The 15,191-nt window shown below is 69.6% G+C and carries 15 protein-coding genes; 9 read left to right on the top strand and 6 right to left on the bottom strand.

The features are described from left to right. Positions 1-61: 61 nt before the first annotated feature. Complete coding sequence (locus Amac_RS37405) at positions 62-1,534, bottom strand: XRE family transcriptional regulator (RefSeq protein ID WP_246268968.1); 1,473 nt, start codon at positions 1,532-1,534, stop codon at positions 62-64. A 364-nt stretch (positions 1,535-1,898) separates the two neighbouring features. Here Amac_RS37405 and aceA point away from each other — a divergent pair, with 364 nt between their 5' ends. The 3 genes from aceA to Amac_RS37390 all read left to right on the top strand — a co-directional run bounded on the left by aceA (position 1,899) and on the right by Amac_RS37390 (position 5,037). After that, entirely contained in the window at positions 1,899-3,191 is a 1,293-nt protein-coding gene (gene aceA, locus Amac_RS37400; protein ID WP_155359190.1) for an isocitrate lyase, read from the top strand. A gap of 110 nt (positions 3,192-3,301) precedes the next feature. Beyond that, positions 3,302-3,784, top strand: a complete 483-nt coding sequence (locus tag Amac_RS37395; protein ID WP_155359146.1) for a SigE family RNA polymerase sigma factor — start codon at positions 3,302-3,304, stop codon at positions 3,782-3,784. Continuing rightward, complete coding sequence (locus Amac_RS37390; RefSeq protein WP_155359145.1) at positions 3,781-5,037, top strand: hypothetical protein; 1,257 nt, start codon at positions 3,781-3,783, stop codon at positions 5,035-5,037. The genes Amac_RS37395 and Amac_RS37390 overlap by 4 nt, the downstream gene beginning before the upstream one ends. Before the next feature lies 1 nt (position 5,038). On the opposite strand, the gene Amac_RS37385 is transcribed toward Amac_RS37390, so the two are convergent. Next, positions 5,039-6,538 carry a serine/threonine-protein kinase gene (locus Amac_RS37385; RefSeq protein ID WP_155359144.1) on the bottom strand — a complete coding sequence of 500 codons (1,500 nt, stop codon included), beginning with the start codon at positions 6,536-6,538 and terminating at the stop codon, positions 5,039-5,041. Positions 6,539-6,696: 158 nt separating this feature from the next. After that, positions 6,697-7,683, bottom strand: coding sequence for an alpha/beta hydrolase (locus tag Amac_RS37380; RefSeq protein WP_155359143.1), 987 nt, complete (start codon positions 7,681-7,683; stop codon positions 6,697-6,699). 122 nt (positions 7,684-7,805) lie between these two features. Here Amac_RS37380 and Amac_RS37375 point away from each other — a divergent pair, with 122 nt between their 5' ends. The 4 genes from Amac_RS37375 (at position 7,806) to Amac_RS37360 (ending at position 10,583) form a co-directional block, all read left to right on the top strand. Continuing rightward, entirely contained in the window at positions 7,806-8,177 is a 372-nt protein-coding gene (locus tag Amac_RS37375; protein ID WP_307729805.1) for a hypothetical protein, read from the top strand. Positions 8,178-8,320: 143 nt separating this feature from the next. Next, a complete protein-coding gene (locus Amac_RS37370) occupies positions 8,321-8,995 on the top strand; it encodes an ABC transporter permease (RefSeq protein WP_307729804.1) in 675 nt (224 codons plus the stop codon). Further along, positions 8,988-9,776 (top strand): ABC transporter permease, encoded by a 789-nt coding sequence (locus Amac_RS37365; RefSeq protein WP_155359141.1) that lies wholly within the window; start codon positions 8,988-8,990, stop codon positions 9,774-9,776. The genes Amac_RS37370 and Amac_RS37365 overlap by 8 nt, the downstream gene beginning before the upstream one ends. Further along, positions 9,777-10,583 carry an ABC transporter ATP-binding protein gene (locus tag Amac_RS37360; RefSeq protein ID WP_155359140.1) on the top strand — a complete coding sequence of 269 codons (807 nt, stop codon included), beginning with the start codon at positions 9,777-9,779 and terminating at the stop codon, positions 10,581-10,583. On the opposite strand, the gene Amac_RS37355 is transcribed toward Amac_RS37360, so the two are convergent. Next, complete coding sequence (locus tag Amac_RS37355) at positions 10,507-11,043, bottom strand: hypothetical protein (RefSeq protein ID WP_246268967.1); 537 nt, start codon at positions 11,041-11,043, stop codon at positions 10,507-10,509. The two genes, Amac_RS37360 and Amac_RS37355, sit on opposite strands and share 77 nt — an antisense overlap. A 220-nt stretch (positions 11,044-11,263) precedes the next feature. Between Amac_RS37355 and Amac_RS37350 the strand changes: the two genes are divergently transcribed. Together Amac_RS37350 and Amac_RS57520 are read left to right on the top strand one after the other, a co-directional pair. Then, a complete protein-coding gene (locus tag Amac_RS37350) occupies positions 11,264-11,839 on the top strand; it encodes an MFS transporter (RefSeq protein ID WP_155359139.1) in 576 nt (191 codons plus the stop codon). A gap of 208 nt (positions 11,840-12,047) precedes the next feature. Continuing rightward, positions 12,048-12,791, top strand: a complete 744-nt coding sequence (locus Amac_RS57520) for a YcnI family copper-binding membrane protein (RefSeq protein WP_155359138.1) — start codon at positions 12,048-12,050, stop codon at positions 12,789-12,791. Between the two features lie 277 nt (positions 12,792-13,068). Here Amac_RS57520 and Amac_RS37340 read toward each other — a convergent pair whose 3' ends face one another. Beyond that, positions 13,069-14,274 (bottom strand): ABC transporter permease, encoded by a 1,206-nt coding sequence (locus Amac_RS37340; protein ID WP_246268966.1) that lies wholly within the window; start codon positions 14,272-14,274, stop codon positions 13,069-13,071. Beyond that, the coding region (locus Amac_RS37335; protein WP_218041523.1) for an ABC transporter ATP-binding protein at positions 14,261-15,191 on the bottom strand (931 nt) is incomplete at its 5' end. The genes Amac_RS37335 and Amac_RS37340, both read right to left, overlap by 14 nt.

Genomic DNA, 15,191 nt, shown 5'->3' with positions numbered 1-15,191 from the left:
GATCCCATATCCGGTTTGTACCGGAAACACTGGCCGTACATGCGGGTGAAATGCCGCGACATCAACCCGTGACGGCGTGGCGTTCGAGGAAAGCGTAGACGTCGGCCTCGTCCACGCCGGGGAACGAACCGGGCGGGAGCGCCGCCAGCACATGGGAGTGCGCGCGCGCCGACGGCCAGGCGTACCCGTCCCAGCGCTGGGAGAGCTCGGCCGGCGGGCGGCGGCAGCACTCGCCCGCGGGGCAGTTCGACTTCTTCCGCACCGTCGTCTCCCGCCCCCGGAACCAGCGCGACTCCCGGAAGGGCACCCCCAGGGTGATCGCGAAATCCTTCTCCTGGGACGGATCCACGTGCGCCACGCAGAAATGGGTGCCCGTCGGCGAGTCCGAATACTGGTGGTACGGCGAGAATCGATCCCTGGCCTGGAAGACCTGCCGCCCCGACCACTGCTGGCACAGCCGCTGCCCCTCGATGGCCCCCTGCTCGTCGGCGGGGAAGACGATCCCGTCGTTCTCGTACGCCTTGTAGATGATCCCGCCCGCGTCGTTCCGGACGAAGTGGCACACCAGGTCCAGATGGTGGGTCGCCAGGTTCGTGAAGCGGTGCGCCGCCATCTCGTACGACACCGCGAACACGTCCCGCAGATCCTCCACCGACAGCGCCCGATCCCGCTTGGCCTCCAGCAGGTACGGCGCCGCCGCGGCCTCCGGCACCAGCACCGCCGCGGCGAAGTAGTTGGCCTCCACCCGCTGCCGCAGGAAATCCGCGAAGTCCCGCGGCTTGTGGTGGGCGAGGGCGAAATGCCCGATGGTCTGGAGCAGGATGGTCCGCGGCGTGTGCATCCCGAGCTGCTCGCGCTTGAGATAGATCCGCCGGTTGCGGAGATCGGTCACGGAACGCGCGGATCGCGGGAGATCCGGGGCGGTGTGCACGGTGAACCCGAAATGCGCGACCAGCGCCTGGACCGTGCTCTGCGACAGGGCGCCGGACCGGTACCCGACGGCGGCCAGCGCCTCGGCGGCGGCCCGCTCGATGTCCTCGAAGTAGTTGCCCAGCTCGCTCTGCTTGCGCCGGAGCTCGGCGTTGGCGGCGCGGGCCTCCTCCGGGGTGGCGGTGCCCTTCGCCTGCCGTGCCTTGAGCTCCTCGAACAGGGCGAGAATGTGTTCGAGCACGTCGTTGGGGACGCGGGCGGACACCTTCAGCCGGGAAAGACCGAGTTCGGCGTAGAGCGGATCGCGCTGGGCCTCCTCCAGGGCGATCTCCAGCTGCGCCCGCCGGTTCGGCGCCTGCCGCCGCAGCAGCTCCTCGACCGGCACGTTCAGCGCCCCGGCCAGCGATTTCAGCAGCGACAGCTTCGGTTCCCGCTTGCCGTTCTCCAGCAGCGACAGCTGGCTCGGCGCCCGCCCGACCCGCTCGCCGAGCTCGGACAGGGTGAGCCCACGCTGCCGCCGCAGATGCTTCAGCCGCTGGCCGAAGGCCAGAAGATCGAGCTCCTGCGTCAAAGACAGCGGTTCTTCACCGAGCAAGGAGGGCATGCAGCGATCCTAGGCAGAATTTCACGTCTTCTTCCACCCCTGTGTGAGCCACCCCACACCCCCACCCCCCATCAACCCAAGAAATCCGGGTAAAACACCATATATCCAGACAAAACGACCTAGGTTCGTGTGACTCACCTCACACAGATTGGTCTAGTCCAAAGAGAAAACTCAGCGATTCTTCTCCCGCGAATACCCGGCAGTATTTTGTCACAAGAAAATTTGGCCTTCTTTCGAGCTTCCCTACCTTGCTGGATCTCTTGACGTCGACACAAACTCAGACCAAGCACCCAGGTGACGACACCGCCGTCGGTGAGCCCCCCGGGCCCGCGGACGAGCACGCAACAAGGGAGTGAACAGGATGATGGTCGAACGCCTCAGATCCGCCGCCGCCCAACTGCGGCACGACTGGGAGAGCAATCCCCGTTGGACCGGCACCAAGCGGACGTACGCCCCTGAGGACGTGGTGAAACTGCGCGGCTCCGTGCAGGAACAGTTCACCCTCGCCCGCCTCGGCGCCAAGCGCCTGTGGGACCTCCTGCACACCGAGGACTACGTGAGCTCGCTCGGCGCGCTCACCGGCAACCAGGCCGTGCAGCAGGTGCAGGCGGGCCTGAAGGCCATCTACCTGTCCGGCTGGCAGGTCGCCGCCGACGCCAACCTGAGCGGGCAGACCTACCCGGACCAGAGCCTCTACCCGGCCAACTCGGTCCCGTCCGTGGTCCGCCGGATCAACAACGCGCTGCTGCGGGCCGACCAGATCACCTGGGCCGAGTCGTTCCACAACGGCGCCGACGACCCGCCGCAGTGGATGGCCCCGATCGTGGCCGACGCCGAGGCCGGGTTCGGCGGCGTGCTCAACGCCTACGAGCTGATGCGCGCCATGATCGCGGCCGGCGCCGCGGGCGTGCACTGGGAGGACCAGCTGGCCTCGGAGAAGAAGTGCGGCCACCTCGGCGGCAAGGTCCTCATCCCGACCGGGCAGCACATCAAGACCCTGAACGCGGCCCGGCTGGCGGCCGACGTCTGCGGCGTGCCGACGGTGGTCATCGCGCGCACCGACGCGCAGGCGGCGACCCTGCTGACCAGCGACGTCGACCCCCGGGACCAGCCGTTCACCACGGGCGAGCGGACCGCGGAGGGCTTCTACCGGGTGCGTGAGGGGCTGGAGCCGTGCATCGCCCGGGGCCTGGCGTACGCGCCGTACGCCGATCTGCTCTGGATGGAGACCTCCACGCCGGACCTGGACGTGGCCCGCCGGTTCGCCGAGGCCATCAAGGCCAAGTACCCGGAGCAGATGCTCGCCTACAACTGCTCCCCGTCGTTCAACTGGAAGCAGCACCTGGACGACTCGGCGATCGCCAAGTTCCAGCGCGAGCTCGGCCACATGGGATACAAGTTCCAGTTCATCACCCTGGCCGGCTTCCACTCGCTCAACTACTCGATGTTCGACCTGGCCAGCGGCTACGCCGAGGACGGCATGAGCGCCTACGTCGAGCTCCAGGAGCGCGAGTTCGCGGCCGAGTCCCGCGGCTACACCGCCACCAAGCACCAGCGTGAGGTCGGCACCGGCTACTTCGACCTGGTCAGCACGGCCATCGCGCCGGACTCGGCGACCACCGCCCTGAAGGGCTCCACGGAGGAAGCCCAGTTCTGATCCCCCGATCGCGCGGCCCCGCCATCGCAGGTCACCCTCCAGGACCTGACGGCACAATGGCGGGGCCGCGGCCATGCAACAGTTCGCCGTCCAGAACCGTCTGAGCGAGTGTGGAAGTAGAAGACGACGAGGACTATGCGAGGTTCGCGGCGGACCGTGGCGACGCCCTGACGCGCTTCGGCTACGTCCTGAGCGGCAACCCGCACGACGCCGCCGACCTCGTCCAGGAAGCCCTGGTACGGCTCCGCGCCGCCTGGCCACGAGTCCGCCGCAAAGGCAACCCCGAGGCGTACGTCAGGACCACGATGTCCCGGCTGCACATCAGCATCTGGCGCGCCCGCCGCCACGAACGGCTCGCCTGGGAGCCACCTGACCGGCCCGTCTTCGACTCCCCCGACGACGGCGCGCTGTGGTCGGCGCTGGCCACGCTGCCGCCCCGCCAGCGGGCGGTGCTGGTGCTGCGCTACTACGAGGATCTCTCCGATGAGGAGATCGCCGCCACGCTGAAGATCTCCCGGGGCACGGTGCGGAGCCAGGCCTCCCGGGCGCTCGACAAGCTCAGGACCCTCCAGCCGCTGGGAAGCATGCGATGAACGACCTCGAAGACCGGCTGCGGCGCACGCTGCGGACCGCCGCGGAGCAGGCGCCGTACGCCCCCGTCGACCTGACCAGGCGGGTGACCGGCCGGCGGCGCGACCGGCGCGCCCAGATCCTCACCGTGGCCGCCGCCGCGATCGCCGTCGCCGCGGCCGTGGCGGCGCCCGTCGTCTTCCTCGATCCCGCCCCGGTGCGCCCCGCGGTCATGGACGCGACCCCGTCGAGTTCCCCGGATCTCTCCGGCGTGGAGTTCCCGCCCTCAATCCAGCAGGTCTGGCCGAAGGCGATTCACGAGATTCCCGCAGAGCTCCCCAATGGCAGGAAATTTCAGCCTTTGTTCTTCCTGGACGCGGGCAAGGTCCTGGTCAGCACCGAGTCGAGCTTCGAGAAGGTCGACATGCTCGCGTCCTACGACCTGGCCACCGGCGAGACGAAGGATCTCGTCCGCGTCATCACCCCCGCGAACGCCGAACTGTTCGCCAGCGAGTTCACCGCCGGGTCCGGGGTGATCGCCTGGACCACCTCGCGCCGGGCCGGAGACCAGTTGATCGCCGAGATCTGGACCGCGCCCGTCACGGGCGGCGAGGCGAGCGTGCTCGGCTCGATCAACGACGTGGGGGAGGCCGAGGGCGGGGCGGTGCACGGGTTGAGCGTGGCCGGCGACTCGGTCTACTGGTCCACCGGCGGGACCGGCGGCGTCTGGCGGTTGCCGCTCACCGGCAGCGTGCCGGCGGCGCAGGTGCCCGGCACCGAGGGCTACCATATGTTCGACTATCCGTGGGTGGGCAAACCCGATGAATACAGCAGAAGCAGCTACACCGAGCTGCTCAACGTCGAGTCCGGGGAGACCCGTACCGCGGTGGGGAACGAGAACGAGGGCTGGGTCTGCGGTCTGACCCGGTGCGTAGGGGATCTGCCGCGCGAATCCGACGGGGCGGGTCCCCCCACTCTGACGGCCACCCGTCTCAGGGACGGTTCAGCACAGCGGACCTTCCCGGCTCTCAGCGGGGGCGGACACACCATGATCACAATGGACCGGTTCACATTCCTCATGATCGACGATCCGGGCGCGGGCACGGTGGGCATGGCGCTGACCGACCTGGTCAGCGGCGAGATGGCGGACCTGGGCCTCAGGCCGAACGCCGACGGCAGCTTCTCCTACCACGCCTTCAGGAGTCCCGACTCCGACCTGTACGCCTATGCACTCAAGGGCAAACAGATCATCGTCGACCTGAAGGCCATCGAATAGCTCACGGGGACGGGCTGGGCGACGGCGACGGGCTCGGTGAGGGCGACGGCGACGGGCTGGGCTGGGGGGACTCCTCGTCGCCCCATTGCGGCTCGGTGCTGATCCCCCCGGTCGGGGTCGGCGTGCCACCCGGCGGGGTCGACGGCGCTCCCGTGGCCGTCGGCGGCGGGCTCGTCACGGGCGGCGGGGACGGCAGCGCCGAAGTCCACGGATCCTCCGGCGCCTCCCCGGTCGGGTCGACGGTGTGCGTGGTGGTGACCGTCACCGGCCCGACCGCCGTCGCCCCCGGAGCCGTCGGCGGCCGGGCCGTGCCGAGCACCTGGCCGGGCCCGACCGTCCGGTCCACCCCCGGCACCAGCATCGGGAACGCGATCGGCGGCTCGGCCACCTTCTCCACCCGCTCCGGGGTCTGCGCGGCGGTCGCCACGGTGATCGCCGCGATGGCGGCCGTGGCCAGCGCCGCGAACCCCGCGTGCGAGACGTGCACGCCGGGCCGCTCCTTGCGGCGGCGCTTGGGCGCCGGCCCCTCCTCGACCGGCGGGAACTCCATCGAGTCCGGCTGGCGCGGGATCGGCGGGTACGGCACCGGCTGCCAGATCTCCGCGAAGACCGACGCCACCGCCTGCCGGTTGTCCCCCGGCAGCCCGATCCCCCCGGCGGCGAGCAGCGCCGACAGCAGTTCGGCGGCGTCCGGGCGGTCCAGGGGCTCCTTGCGCAGCGCGGCGGCCACGGTGTCCCACAGCAGTTTCGGCACGGCGGCGACCCGCGGCTGCTCCACCATGATCCGCCGCATGATCACCTCGGGCTCGCCGGACCCGAACGGGTGGTGCCCGGTCGAGGCGAACGCGACCAGGCAGCCCCAGGAGAAGATGTCCGAGGAGGGCAGGGCGTGGCCGCCCGTGAGGCGTTCCGGGGCGACCCAGCCGGGGCTGCCCATGACCTGCCCGGCCTGGGTGTGGGCGGCGGCCGTGTCCAGGTCCCTGGCGATGCCGAAGTCGATCACGAAGGGCCCGCGCGGCGAGAGCAGGACGTTTCCGGGTTTGAGGTCGCGGTGCACCAGCCCGGCCTCGTGCGTGGCCAGCAGGGCGGCGGCGGTGCCGAGCGCGACGCCGTACGCGAGATCGGGGGTCAGGGCGCCGCGGGCGGCGATCACCTGGGAGAGGGCGGGGCCGGGAATGTACTCGGTGACCAGGAAGGGCCGGTCCCGGTCGAGCCCGTCCTCGATCACGGCGGCCGTGCAGAACGGGACGACCCGCCGGGAGAAGGCGACCTCCTCCTCGAACCTGGCCCGCAGCGTGCGGTCGGCGAGGTGGACCGCGTGCGGCGTCTTCAGGGCCACCAGGCCGCCCTCGGGCCGCTCGGCGAGATACACCACCCCCATCCCGCCGGTGCCGAGACGGCCGAGCAGCAGATACCGCCCGATGATCACCGGGTCCCCCACGGTGAGCGGCCGGACGCCCGGAGGCATGCCGCTCTGGAGCCCTGTCCCGTCTCGTGCCATCCGGAAGTACCCCTCCGACTCAAAGTGCTCGCAAGGGCCACTGTGGTCGGATGGAACGCGCCATGCCGCTAACTAGTCACAGTCGGCATGAACAGGTAAGGCCACTGGCACCCGCAGGTAAGAATCCGCAGGTCGCAGTGGCCCCAATAATCACAGAGCTATGCCGCCGCCGCGTCCGGCTCGCGGGCTTCGACGGCATGGACGAAGGTCTGAATGTGCCGGAAGACCATCCGGGCTTCCGGCACGATATCGGCCAGTATGGCGAAGACGTGTGGCATTCGGTTCCATTCCTCGTACCGCACGGCCACCCCGTCGGAGCGGGCGCGCAGCGCGACCCGGTGGGCCTCATCGCGGAGCACCTCGGTGGAACCGGTCACGATCATCAGCGGAGGAATGTCGGTGTAGTCACCGAAAACGGGGGATACGAGGGGGTCGGTGGAGTCGAGTCCGGCGGTCCACTGCCTGGCCAGCCAGTCCATCCGGCCCGCGGAGAGCATCGGGTCGGCCCAGCGGTTGGCGCTGCGCTGCACATCGCTGAGGTCGGTCCACGGGGACAGGCAGATCCCGGCCGAGGGGGCGGGCAGGTCGCGGTCACGGATCGCGAGCAGGGTGGCGAGGGTCAGGTGCCCGCCCGCGGAGTCCCCGGCCAGGACGATGTTCTCCGGTTTGAAACCGCGATCGAGCAATCCCGTGTAGGCGGCCACCGAGTCCGCCAGCGAGTCGGCCAGCGTGTTCACCGGGCCCTGCCGGTAGTCCAGGGCCAGCACCGGACGGCCGGTGACCATCGAGAGCCGCCAGGTGATCGGGCGATGGGTTACCGGGGAGCAGACGAAATAGCCACCCCCATGCAGGTAGAGCACGACTTTACCCTCGTCCAGGTTCTCGTCACCGCGGACCCACTCGCCGGAGCAGCTGCCGAGCTCCTCTGCGACGATGGTGGCCTTGGGGGGCATCATGCCCGGGAGGAGCCCCGGCACCCGCCCGCCCAGGGCGATCAGCCGCTGGGTCAGCATCAGGCTCGCCGTGTTCCGCAGGAGAACCGTGGAGATGGGCTTCATCGTGCCGCGCAGCAGCCCGTTGCACGCGGCGGCCTGCCAGCTGATGGGGTACGTAGGGTGAACGTCTACGTTGATCTCGTCGTGCATGCAGACCTCCCTATCAGGACATTTCCCCCAAACAGCGATTCCTACTCCCGGGTAGGTAACCGTGCGCTTACGGCGGCGTTACAAAAGGAGCATAAAGGATGTCCGGATACTCTGGTACACCGTTGCCGAAAAAGCTCGGGATCAAGCCCGCGCATCGGGTACTGCTGCTCGACGCGCCGGATACCCTGGCCGCCGACGGGGTCCTCGGGGATGCGGCCGACGACGGCGCGGCGGAGCCGTACGACGTGATCCTGCTGTTCTGCCTGGACCAGGCCGCGCTGCACGCCGGATTCCCGCCGGCGGCGGCGCGGCTGGCCAAGAACGGCGGGCTGTGGGTGTGCTGGCCGAAGAAGTCAAGCGGGGTGCCCACCGACCTGTCCGAAAACCCCATCCGGGACTACGGTCTCGCCCGCGAACTCGTCGACAACAAGGTCTGCGCCGTGGACGCCACCTGGTCGGGGTTACGCTTCGTTTACCGCCTGGCCGACCGCTAGGCGTACGATCAGGACCGACGACGCTTCGGAGGTGCGCCGCCTTCCCCCTTTACGCCCGCATTGCCTGGTACGGCTTTCGCCGGCACAGCGCCTACCGGGCCGCAGCCATCGCCGGGGCGTTCACGAACACCGTTTTCGGCATTTTGCGGGCCTACGTCCTGATCGCCCTCTGGGACGCCCGACCGGGGCTCGGCGGCTACACCGTCGCCGACGCGATCACGTTCTGCTTCCTCAGCCAGGCCTTCATCGGGCCGATGCAGATGTTCGGCGGCGGCCTGGCGCTCAGCGAGCGGATCAGGACAGGAGACATCGCGTTCGACCTGGTCAGACCGGCTTCCCTGCTGGCCTGGGCGATGGCAGACGATCTCGGCAGGGCCGCGTACCTGACGCTGCTGCGCAGCGTGCCCCCGACGCTCGTCGGAGCGTTCCTGTTCGGCATCGTCGCCCCCGCCCAGCCGGGCTTCTTCGCGCTGTCCTTCGCGCTCGGCGTGAGCGTCAGCTTCGCCTGGCGCTACCTGGTCGCGCTGTCGGCCTGCTGGATCATCGACGACAAGGGCACCCAGACCCTGTCGTCGGTGCTGACCATCTTCTTCAGCGGCATGATCCTGCCACTGACCCTGTTCCCCGGCTGGCTCGGCACCCTGGCCAACGCCTCCCCGTTCGCCGCGATGGTCCAGGTCCCCGCGGACATCTACCTCGGCGCCCGGTCCGCGGCCGGCGGCCTGGCGTTCCAGGCGTTCTGGGCCGCCGTCCTGCTCGGCGCGGGCGCCCTGCTCACCCGGCGGGCCCGCCGCAAGGTGGTGATCCAGGGTGGTTAGGGCCTACGTGCTGCTCGCCTGGACCTGGCTGCGCGCCTCCGCGCAGTACCCGGCCTCGCTCGTCCTGCTCACCCTCGGCTCGTTCGTCATCAACGGCCTGGACGTCGCCGCAATCTGGGTCATCTTCGCCCACACCCGGACCCTGGCCGGCTTCACCCTCCCCGAGGTCATGTTCCTGTACGGCACCGCGGGCGTCTCCTTCGCCCTCGCCGACCTGCTGTTCGGCAACGTGGAACGGCTCAGCCAGCACATCAGGGCGGGCACCTTCGACACCATGCTGATCCGGCCGGTCAGCCCGTTCGTCCAGATGGCCGCCGACCGGTTCGGCCCGCACCGGCTCGGGCGCGTCGCCCAGGCGGTGGCGGTGCTCGCGATCGCCCTCGCCCAGCTGGCCGTGCCCGGCTCCCGGGCCTGGATGATCCCCCTGATGATCCTGTGCGGCACGGCCATCTTCGCCGCCGTCTTCGCGCTCGGCGGCGCGCTGCAGTTCCTGCTCACCGACGCCCCCGAGGTGGCCAACGCCTTCACCTACGGCGGCTCGCAACTCACCCAGTACCCGCTCAGCGTGTACGGCGAGCAGCTCGTCCGCGGGGTGACCTTCGTGCTGCCGCTGGCCTTCGTCAACTGGCAGCCCTCGCTTTACGTGCTGGACCGGGACGATCCGCTCGGACTGCCCGGCTGGCTGCGCTTCGCCTCGCCGGTCGCGGCCCTCGTCCTGGGCGGGGCCGCCGCGCTGGCCTGGCGCGCCGGACTGCGACGTTATCGATCGACGGGATCCTGAATGATCAAAGCCGAAGAGCTGGGGCGGACGTTCAAGGTCCGGCGGGCGGTCGTGCACGCGGTGCGGGACCTGTCGTTCACGGTCGGGCCCGGGGAGTTCGTGGGGTGCCTGGGGCCCAACGGCGCGGGCAAATCCACGACGATCAAGATGCTGACCGGGATTCTGGCGCCGTCCGCGGGGCGGGTGGTGGTGGCCGGGCTCGATCCGGCCCGGAAGCGGAAGGCGCTGGCGCGGCGGATCGGCGTCGTCTTCGGCCAGCGGACCACGTTGTGGTGGGATCTGCCGCTCCGGGATAGCTTTGAACTGATCCGGCTCCTTTACAAAGTAGATCGGGTTCGTTTCCGGGAGCGGCTGGACGAGCTGTGCGCCATCCTCGACCTGGGGGATTTCCTGAAGACGCCGGTGCGGCAGCTCAGCCTGGGGCAGCGCATGCGCGGCGACATGGCCGCCGCGTTGCTGCACGATCCGGACCTGCTGGTGCTGGACGAGCCGACGATCGGGCTCGACGTGGTCAGCAAGGCCGGGGTCCGGGAGTTCCTGCTGCGGATGAACGCGGAACGCGGGACCACCGTGCTGCTGACCACGCATGACCTGGGCGACATCGAGAAGCTCTGCCGGCGGGTGCTGCTGATCGACCACGGGCGGCTGGCCTTCGACGGGAGCGTGGCGGGCCTGCGCGCGCTGGCGCCCGAGGAGACGTCGATCGAGGATGTGGTGACGCGGCTGTATCTCAGTAGTACTCCGGCTGGGTCTCCTCGTATTCGTCCTCTTCCTCCTGCGGGCGGCCCGCCCAGCGGGATGGCATGAGGACGGGGACGAAGAGGGCGATGCCCAGCATGCCGTACACGCCGTTGCCGAGCAGGGTGAGCATGCCCTCGCCCGCTTCGGAGATCTCCTTCTGCACGGAGGCGCCGATCGGGGCCAGGGCGGCGGCGCGGCTGACGTCGATGATGTAGACGACCGTCCAGGCCAGCAGGATCATGGACGGGATGAAGGTGGCGACGGGCGAGATGCGGCCGGCCAGCAGGAGGCCCACCAGCAGGCCGATCACGAGCATGATGCCCAGGGCGATCAGCATCCGGGTGTCCCTGAGCGGGTCGATGTTCTGAACCATGCCCCGGAGCGATTCCCGGGAGGCCCAGCCTCCGCCGAACAGCAGGGCAGCGGCGACGACGACGCCGACGAGCAGCCCGAATATGTGCCGCATGATCACCACCTCGTGTGAGAACGCCCAGAGGTAGGAGGCGTTCGTGCGGTTCGCGGCCACATTAGCGACAAACCTCTAAAAAAGGCACGCGCCCGCGCGGGATAGATCTTCAACGGCGCCACACCTTCAAGACCACCCCATGAGCATGAGAAGATGTGCAACCGTGGTCCCCCGCTTCCCCCGACCCAACCGCCCGGCCTCCGTGCCAGTGCGGCGTTCGGGGACGCCGGACCCTCATGAGACGGGTTTCCGTGGGACGGCGGATCTTCCGTTCAGGCTGGTGAGGTCTGCGGCGTTCGCGGCGGTTTGTGTGTTGCTCGCGGCGCTGGCGCACCGGCTGGCCGGTGGGGACAGGCCCACGGCGCTGGCGCTGACCGTCGCGGCGGCGGGTGTCTTCGCGGGGTCCGCCATGCTGGCCGGGCGCGAGCGGTCGCCGGTGCTGATCACGAGCGTGCTGCTGGTGGCGCAGGGCGCGCTGCACGAGCTGTTCAACCATGGCGCGACGGTCAAGGGGATCCTGACGTCGCAGCTGTGGACCAGCGTTCCGGCCGCGCCGGTGGCCGATCATCAGACGCACGGGCTGGGCATCTCGCTGGGGATGCTGATCGCGCACCTCACCGCGGCGCTGGTCACCGCGTGGTGGGTGGGCCGAGGCGAGGCCGCCTTGTGGTCGGTCCTCCGCCGGATTGGCATCGCCGCGGTCCGGGTGCTGCTCAGGCTGTTCACGCCCGTTGACGCGACCGGACTGGTGGCGCTGCGCCGAGTCGCGCATGGATGGCGCCACCTGGGGCTGCCGAGAATAAACGAGCCACTTCGCTACATCGTGGTCAGACGGGGCCCTCCACTACCCGTCTGATTCCTGGTCGCGGAGTTGACCCATGTCACAGGTCTGGTCCTGTCGTGGACGTCACTCCGTCCTGGATCCGCATTCCCGGCATTTTCCCTGTGGGCTGCGTATCGCTAGATGAGATCCCTTCGATCTCCGGTGAGCGCGGTTCATGTCGAGCGCGCTCCAGTGGTACGCCCGGCGTTTCATGCTTCCGATATTTCCCAGTGGAGAACACATGTCCATCCTCCGTCGCGCCATCGCCGTCACCGCCGGTGCCACCGCTCTCACCTTCGGCCTCGCCCTCCCCGCGCTCGCCCACGTCACCATCAACCCCGGAACCGCCGAGAAGGGCGGCTTCGCCAAGGTCGCCTTCCGGGTGCCCAACGAGCGCGACGACGCCTCGACCACCAAGATCGAGGTCTCCCTGCCGGTCGACCACCCGCTCCCGTTCGTCTCCGTACGACCCGTGCCGGGCTGGGACGTCAAGGTCACCGAGAGCAAGCTGCCCGCCCCCGTGCAGTCCAAGTACGGCGAGATCACCGAGGCCGTCACGAAGATCACCTGGTCCGGCGGGAAGGTCGAGGCCGGGCAGTTCCAGGAGTTCGAGGTGTCGATGGGCGCCATGCCCGACAACGTCGACCAGCTCGTGTTCCCGACCACCCAGACGTACTCGAGCGGCGAGGTCGTCAAGTGGGCCGACGAGCCCAAGGCCGACGGCACCGAAGCCGAGCACCCGGCCCCGACCCTGAAGCTGATCGCCCCAACCGGCGACGACACCCACGGCGCCGCCGCGATGGCCTCCCCCACCGCCTCCGCCGCCCCCTCCGTGGTCGCGGTGAACAACAACGCCCAGACCGAGACCACCTCGGCCGCCACCTCCGACGGCACCGCCCGCCTCATCGCCGGCATCGGCGTCGCGATCGGCGTCATCGGCGTGGGCGTCGCGATCGTCGCCCTCCGCCGCCGCCCCACGGCCTGATTCCCTGTAAGAGAACACCTAGAGATGATCTAGTGGCGACATCAGTGGGACTCCAGACGACATCGCAGTTCGCGCTGCGGTCCATCTGTAACGTTTGCCCCTGAAATCTCGCTATCGGCAGGCCGCTGCCGCTCTTGGCGCCGGTGCGGCGAGAACCACTGCCAGCGTGAACGGCGCCGGATAACGGCGAGCGACCCGGCGACCTGGTCATTCAGTTAGGTGCCCGTGGCCGTGGCTGTGCGCTCCGCACGGCCACGGCCGATCCGGCCGGTGGATCTCAGGCGGTGATGTCGCGGCTGGTGAACCGTGCCCAGGCGATCGTCCCGAAGACCAGGATGTACGCCCCGAAGGCCAGTAATCCTTGTCCCATCTGATCGACGGCGATCGGGGCGCGTAGTGCTCCGTCGAACTTGTCCCACCAGGACGTGAGCAGGTATGGGTCGATCACCGCCAGCTGCGGGATCGCCTGCAGCACCCGCGCCACGACGACCAGCACGAGCGTGGCCGCGATCGCCCCGATGGGCGCCTCGGTGAACGTCGAGATCGCCAGCGCGAGCGCCCCCAGCGCGGCCATTCCCGCAGCCGCGTACAGCGCGACCAGGCCGATGCGCAGCAGCCCTTCGGCGAGTGGGACGGTGCTCCCCGACAGCAACGTCACCGGCCCGACCGGAAACAACAACAGCCCCGTGACCAGTGCGGACACCGCCACCGCCCCGCACGCCGCCACCGCGAACACGACAACGTTGAGGTACTTCAGCACCAGCAGCCGCGTACGTCCCGCCGGAGCGGTCAGCAGATACCGAAGCGTCCCCAGGCTCGCCTCGCCCGCGATCGAATCCCCCGCGACCACCCCGACCGCCAGCGGCAGCACCAGCGGCAACATCACGAAGAACGCGGCGAAGGTCAGCACCAGCCCGTTCCCCGCGACCTGCCCGACAAAGTCGACCCCGTCACCGGCCACCCGGATCGCCACACCGATCAGCACCGGCACGACCGCGAGTACTGCCAGCAGGGCCAGATTCCTGGGCCTCCGGAAGGTCAGCCCGATCTCCGACCCCAGCAACCGGACCACCGCCCGAGTCCCCGACATCGAGAAGGACTCCACCGCATGCCCCGCGGCAGTTGTGACATGGTTTCCCGTCAGTTCCTCCGCGACAAGGTTCCCCATCGATTCCTCGCCAACGAAGTCCATCCTTCGCTCACGGACGCCCTCCACCCGGGAATCCTCCAGCGGGGCGAGCCCGGCCGCGTCCCTCCTGGATTCATGGCTGGCGGGACCTATCCTGGCCCCCCCACCAGCGGCGTCCGCCCTGGACCCGCCCAACGGAGTCTGTCCGGCGGCATCCATCCTGGACCCCTCGCTGGCGACGTCCATACGGGATTCCTCCGACCGGGTGAGTTCGGCGCCCTCACCGGCAGTGGTCTCCGATCGCGAAACCTCGGCGACCTGCGCGGGCTGGGTGAGCTGGTCAGGCTTCGACATCGAATCCCTCCCCGGTGAGATCGACGAAAAGGTCCTCCAGGGTGGGGCGGACCACCTGGATGCCGCGGACGGCGATGCCCTCGCGGACGAGGGCGGCGGTGACGAGTTCGGGAAGCATGTCGGCGAGTTCGGCGGAGAGCTCGCCGGGGCCGGGGCGGACGTCGGTGAGACCGAAGGCGGTCAGGGCGGCGGCGGCCTCGGAGACGTCGGGGGTTTCGACGCGGATGCGCGGGACGTTGGCCGAGCGGAGTTCGGTGAGCGGTCCTTCGGCCACCAGGCGGCCGGTGCGCATGACGCCGATGTGGGTGCACATCTGCTCGACCTCGGCGAGCAGATGGGAGGAGACGAAGACGGTGGTGCCGCCGGCGGCCACGTCCTTGATCAGATTGCGGACCTCGCGGGTGCCCTGCGGGTCCAGGCCGTTGGTGGGTTCGTCCAGAACGAGGAGCTCGCGGGGCCCGAGCAGGGTGGCGGCGATGGCCAGCCGCTGGCGCATGCCCAGGGAGTAGGCCCGGTAACGCTTCTTGGCGGCGGCCGCCAGCCCCACCCGGTCGAGCGCCTCCGCGACCCGCCGTTCCACCGTGCGCGGATCTGCGCTGGGGTCGGCGGCGTCGAAGCGCCGCAGGTTGGCGGCCCCGGACAGGTACGGGTAGAACGCCGGGCCCTCCACCAGCGCCCCGACCTTGGTCAGCGCCTCGCGCGGCGACCCGGATCCCAGGATCGAGCTGGTCCCGGCGGTCGGCGCGACCAGGCCGAGCAGCATCCTGATCGTGGTCGTCTTACCGGAGCCGTTGGGGCCGAGGAAGCCGAACACGGCGCCGCGGGGGACCGTGAGGTCCAGCTGGTCCACGGCGAGCTGGCCGCCGCGGAAACGTTTGGTCAGGCCGCGGGTGACGATCGCGGCCCCCTCGGCGGGG

Source organism: Acrocarpospora macrocephala (assembly GCF_009687865.1).
GTDB lineage: Bacteria > Actinomycetota > Actinomycetes > Streptosporangiales > Streptosporangiaceae > Acrocarpospora > Acrocarpospora macrocephala.
The sequence above is the reverse complement of the archived record's forward strand: the minus strand, read 5'-3'. Positions and strand labels throughout refer to the sequence as shown.

Coding starts and splice junctions, on each gene's coding strand:
- Amac_RS37405 (WP_246268968.1), bottom strand. CDS start 1,534: ATGCCCTCCTTGCTCGGTGAAGAACCGCTGTCTTTGACGCAGGAGCTC.
- aceA (WP_155359190.1), top strand. CDS start 1,899: ATGGTCGAACGCCTCAGATCCGCCGCCGCCCAACTGCGGCACGACTGG.
- Amac_RS37390 (WP_155359145.1), top strand. CDS start 3,781: ATGAACGACCTCGAAGACCGGCTGCGGCGCACGCTGCGGACCGCCGCG.
- Amac_RS37385 (WP_155359144.1), bottom strand. CDS start 6,538: ATGGCACGAGACGGGACAGGGCTCCAGAGCGGCATGCCTCCGGGCGTC.
- Amac_RS37380 (WP_155359143.1), bottom strand. CDS start 7,683: ATGCACGACGAGATCAACGTAGACGTTCACCCTACGTACCCCATCAGC.
- Amac_RS37360 (WP_155359140.1), top strand. CDS start 9,777: ATGATCAAAGCCGAAGAGCTGGGGCGGACGTTCAAGGTCCGGCGGGCG.
- Amac_RS57520 (WP_155359138.1), top strand. CDS start 12,048: ATGTCCATCCTCCGTCGCGCCATCGCCGTCACCGCCGGTGCCACCGCT.
- Amac_RS37340 (WP_246268966.1), bottom strand. CDS start 14,274: ATGTCGAAGCCTGACCAGCTCACCCAGCCCGCGCAGGTCGCCGAGGTT.